This is a genomic window from Prevotella sp. MGM2 (assembly GCF_002933955.1).
Classification (GTDB): Bacteria; Bacteroidota; Bacteroidia; order Bacteroidales; family Bacteroidaceae; genus Alloprevotella.
This window is the reverse complement of the sequence record NZ_BEWW01000278.1, coordinates 1-4,923: the sequence shown is the minus strand read 5'-3', so window position 1 is coordinate 4,923 and position 4,923 is coordinate 1. Positions and strand designations below refer to the sequence as shown.

Genomic DNA, 4,923 nt, shown 5'->3' with positions numbered 1-4,923 from the left:
CAGATAACTGCTGTAGGGAATGTTTACCTGCGTGGAGAGAGGCTCGTTGGTGCCCTCATAAGAGCGTACCATATCCTGCTTCAGGCGGCAGTGGTCGAAATAGCTGAAACCTTCGCCCCAAAGTTCTATGCGCCGCTGGTTGTAGATGTCAGCCTGTGTCCAGGCAGCGGGTGCTGTCCAGTTTTCCACGCGGTTAGTCATGAATTCTTTCATGACATCGGCGGCACCGGGAGCGTTGCCGCTCATGAGCAGGCCTTCGGCCTCGTTGAGATACATCTCCGAGGCACGCATGTAAACCACCTGGCCGAGCCATTGCGAGACGAAGGGGAACTTCAGGTTGGCATATTCGGGAATCTCGTTGTTACCCACCGGTACCGTCTGGCCCGGAGCCACGAAGAGCTGCTTGCGCACGTCATTGTGAGGAATGGAATTGTAGAGGGCGGCATCGATGAGCTGGAAAGCGCCGCCGCCTACACCGGCATAGCCGGGACCGTCGGTGCTGTGCCATGAAGCCCAGCTGGCAAATATGCGCGTAGTGGATTCCGTCGGAATGAAGCCCCACATCACTTCGTGGTTGTCTACGTCCTGATAGTTCCACTCTGTGGCTTCCTGCAGGTCGTTGAGGAAGTAGTCCTGACGGGCGTCATGGGCCATGGCTGCTGCATCGGCCCAACGGTTCATCACGAGGTACACACGCGAGAGCAGACCCTGGGCCACGCTCTTGTTGATGCTCTGCTTGTCTGTGTGGCGGAAACCGTCCAGATAGTCGATGGCCTTGAGAAGGTCGGCCTCAATCTGCTCATAAACCTTTTCCACGGAAGCACGGCCCGTAATGCTGGTCTCCTTCTTGCTCAGGCGCAGGGGAACGCAGGGCAGGTCCTTGCTGTCGATATAGGTTTTCTGATAGAACTGTGCCAGATAGGCGTGTCCGATGCCTCGGAAAGCGTATGCCTGGCCGAGCATGTGGCGGATAGTCTCGTTGGCTTTGTCCTCATCGACAACGTCAATAAGTTCGTTGGCGCTCTTGATGAGCGAATAGAAGAAGTTCCACGGCCAACGCGCACGGACGTATTGTTCGGCATTATAGTCGAGAACGTGGTCGAAATGCCAAGGGTCGCCGCTGCCGAGTGCAAGCGAGATGTCGTTGCTCATCACGTCGGAAAGTGTCATGATGCCGCCGAAACCGACCGACATGTGGCCGTTAATGTCATTGCTCGATATGCCGGTTCTTATGTTCCAGCTAGTGTAGCAGCCTTTCAGTTGGCTCGACAGAACCTTGTCGGGATCCTTGTTGGCCTGATCGTTGATTTGGTCCGGCGTAACGGTGGAGGAATCCATATCGTTGAGGAAATCCTCGCCGCAGGACACCATACTGCCGCCCATGAGCAAAATAGCTAGATATTTAGTTATTTTCATAATGGATACGTTTTATTTTGTTTAAAAGTTCACGTTGACACCAAAGGAAATGGTGCGGAGAGCGGAATAGGAGTTGGTGTCAACAGCGCCGTTGATGCTCTGACGGGGATCGAGTCCCTTACGCTTCGAACCGAGGAAAAGATTGTCGCCCACAGCGTAAACACGTACGGAAGAGATGGCCGCAACACGCGCCATGAGACTCTTGGGCAAGGTGTAGCCCAAAGTGATATTGCGGAGGGAGAAGTAGCTGGAACTCGTCAGGAAGCGGTCATTGGTTATGCCGCCCGTCATGCGGTATCCGTTCTCGAGGCGGGGAACATCGGTGATGTCGCCCGGCTTCTGCCAGCGCTTGTACATGTCGGTAGAGAAGGTGGAACCCATACCGCCTGTCATAAGCGTGGCATAACTGCTGTCATACGTGTAGCCGCCGAGAGAGAAAGCGGTAGACACGCTGAGGTCAAAGCCAAAGGCTTCGACAGAAGTGCTCAAACCGCCGAAAACTTTAGGCAGGGCCGATTTACCCAACTGGTAGAGCGTGGCTTGGTTGCCGTCGTTCGTTGTTTCCATAACAGTCTGGTAAAGAGGATTACCCTCTCCGTCGAGAACAGGTTTGCCTTCGGCATCGACAACGGCCTTCTTTACATCTTTATAATAAAGGGCATCGCCCGTTTCGGGGTCTACTCCGGCAAAGCGCGCCATGTACCAGTCATAAAGCGAACCGCCTTTCTTGCGCCAATAGCTGCCGGTTTGATAACCTTCCTCCGGGCGGCCTTTCTGCATGCGGGTAAGCTCGTTCTTGTAGTGTGTCATGTTCAACGATGCGCGCCATTTCACGTCTTTCGTGTCAACGATGAGTCCGTTGACGAGCAGTTCCACACCTGTGTTGCGCATGGCCTGTTCGTTCGTGATTATCGAAGTGGGCGAGCCTTCGCTTACAGGAAGCGTGTGGCTGCCTATCATGTCATCGGTGTTCTTGATGAAAAAGTCGAATTCAAACGACAGACGGCGGTTAAAGAGACCGGCTTCGAGGCCGACGTTGAAGGTTTTGCTCTTCTCCCATGTGATGTCGCGGTTGCCGCGATAAACTTGCACTACCGAGAATTCGGGTGAGGCGGCGGTACCGGCGTTTGACACTTCGAAGCGGTCAACATAAGCACCGTAGAGACGATAGCCACTACCATCGAGCAGGTAGTCGTTACCTTGCGTACCGTAGCTGGCTTTCAGCTTCATGTTGCTGAAAACGCCGCCCAGCGCGTTTTGGAACCAGGCTTCCTCGTGGATGTTCCAGGCGGCGCCCACCGACCAGAAGTTACCCCAGCGGGCCTCGGGAGCGAACATGCTGGAACCGTCGCGGCGATAGGTTCCCGAAACGCTGTAGCGGTGCTGGTAGCTGTACTCCGCGCGTCCCAGATAACTTTCCAGATGGTAGCTGTCATTATTTGAAGCAGGATCGCTTGAGGTGATCAGTGAATAAGAGAAGTTGTTTTCGGGCAGATAGAACTGTGTACGCTCAGCAGCCAGCCCGCGCTCGTTCTGCGCCTTTGTTTCGTGGCCTGCCATGAGGCTGATGCTGTGGCCGCCCTTGAAATCCTTATTATAGTTGAGGCGTTGGGTGGCATTGACAACACTCGTACGTGATGTCGACTTACTACCGCGGCCGTTCACCTCGATGGCATCGGGTGTGACAGGAGCCGTGAACTTATCAGTATATCCCGCAAAATTGTCGATGGCTACGTCTGCATGGAAGTAAAGGCCGTCGTAGAGTTTGACATCGGCATAGCCGCGGGCGTTGAACACGTCGCGGGTCGATTCGTTAGTATTGTTGTAGATGTTTACCAAAGGATTCTGGCCGATGCTGTAAAGACGTGTGCGGCCGAAACTGTTGCCCATATCAAGCTGGCGGTTGCCGTTTTCATCAGGCACCAGATTGCCGGCCTTGTCGTAGAGGTAAACAGGATAGATGGGAGCGATGTATTGCGTGAAACCGAAAAGGTTTGAAGCCAGTCCCGACTTGCTGGCCAAACCGTTGGTCTTGGTGTGGGCATAACTTACGTTGGCACCCACCGTCAGCCAGTCGAAAGCCTTGTGGTCAACACGCAGACGGCCCGTCATGCGGTTGAAGTCAGATTTGCGCACATAGGCTTCGTCGTTGAGGTAGTTGAACGACATATAATAGCCGGTGCGTTCGTCGCCGCCCGACATGCTCACGTTGTATTCCTGACGCAGACCGTTGTGGAAGGCTTCGTCGTTCCAGTCTTCATGATAGAGCAGCTTCGCCGCCGGATTGAGCAACCCCGTCATGGGGTCTATCAGGAGATGGTCAGCCACGTTATAGGAATTATAGCCTCCCAGTTCTTTCACCAGACTCTGCGAAGCGGAAAAACGCGCTTCCGCATCGCTCATGCCGCCTTTGTTCTTGTTACGGTTATAGAAAGATTCCCAGACAAGTTCGTAATACTGCTTTTCGCCCTTTACTTTCGCATATTCGGGCACACCGCGGGAGTTCCAGCCCCATTTGGCGTCGAAATTCACCTGCGTCTTGCCCTTTTTGCCCCGCTTGGTGGTGATATAGAGAATACCGTTCGAACCGCGCGCACCATAGATAGAAGTGGCGGAGGCGTCCTTCTGCAAGTTGACGCTTTCGATGTCGGCGTTGTTCAGCTGGTTGAGCGAACCTTCATAAGGTGCTCCGTCGAGGATGATGAGCGGAGCGGAATTGGCGTTGATAGAACCGATACCGCGCACATATATGTTGGCTGCGCTACCCGGTTGTCCGGTGCTTGATGAGAGCTGTATGCCCGGCATGGCACCTTCGAGGGCTTTTGAGAGGTTCGAAGTCTGGAGTTTCTTGATTTCTTCTCCTTTGACCGCTGACACCGAACCGGTAAAATCGCCTTTCTTCACCATACCGTATCCCACGACAACTGCTTCGTCGAGGATGTTGTCGTTGTCGGCCAGGGTCACGTTCACATTGCCGGCAATGCTCACCGTCTGGGCCTGCTTGCCGATGTAGGACACACGCAGGTGACGGGCGGAGGAGGGCACGTTCTGAAGAACGAAACGGCCGTCGTCGCCGGTGGTGGCCACTGCCTGGTGGCCCTCAACGCGAACCGAAGCGCCGACAACGGGCTGGCCGGAGGCGTCGACCACGCGGCCCGTCACACGCTTCTGCGCAGAGGCCGTGGAGGCGTTCAGGAGCATCGCGGCGCCCAAAAGCACTAACTTTTTGTTCATAATATAACCATTTAATTAAACATTGTGATGTCTTAACTGACAAAAGGGTACAAAGAGGCCCTGATGCATTACTTCTTGCAAAAGTAAGGCATAGGAGAAACGCCGGCGTGTGAGGCTTTGGGAGGGAAAAAAGTGGTGTCGTGCAGGTTTAAGTACTGTTTAAACCCTTGTTTTTCAGCGGGATGTGCCTTCCGGTTTTTATGGGAGACTGTAGATGTGTGAGAAGGACAGGGGATGAGGGGCATGGAACAGCCCGACTTTAACATATTTAAC

At 54.2% G+C, this 4,923-nt stretch carries 2 protein-coding genes; both read right to left on the bottom strand.

All coding sequences use genetic code 11. From position 1 onward, the window contains the following. Nucleotides 1–1,416 (bottom strand): RagB/SusD family nutrient uptake outer membrane protein (locus C5S62_RS07195; protein ID WP_104404709.1); only part of this gene is annotated, 1,416 nt, incomplete at its 3' end. 21 nt (nucleotides 1,417–1,437) lie between these two features. After that, a complete protein-coding gene (locus tag C5S62_RS07190) occupies nucleotides 1,438–4,650 on the bottom strand; it encodes a TonB-dependent receptor (RefSeq protein WP_104404708.1) in 3,213 nt (1,070 codons plus the stop codon). Nucleotides 4,651–4,923: the final 273 nt, after the last annotated feature.

Coding starts and splice junctions, on each gene's coding strand:
- C5S62_RS07190 (WP_104404708.1), bottom strand. CDS start 4,650: ATGAACAAAAAGTTAGTGCTTTTGGGCGCCGCGATGCTCCTGAACGCC.